Below are 228 nucleotides of genomic sequence, written 5' to 3' on the forward strand. Positions count from 1 at the left end.
GTTCGGATCGACAAGCTCCATGTCCGGATATTGCTTGGCGTTTTCCTCACCTGCGCCGAACCATTGCATATGGGTGCGGCTGCCGAGCGAACCGAAGAAGGTGGTCCATTTGCCCTTCTTGCCCATGCACTCGGCGAGGCGCGCGTTGAGCGCCTTGCCATAATCGGCATTGTCGAAGACCTCGATGTCAGCGTTGGTGTTCATCTGGTTGTCGGCCTCATGGGTGAC

The 228-nt window shown here is 57.9% G+C and carries 1 pseudogene; it reads right to left on the minus strand.

Features of this window, described 5'->3' with window-relative positions:
- Nucleotides 1-228, minus strand: a pseudogene (locus ACPYOI_RS37395) (autoinducer 2 ABC transporter substrate-binding protein); the annotation flags it as partial.

It is taken from the genome of Rhizobium sp. SVR5-2C (assembly GCF_056755115.1).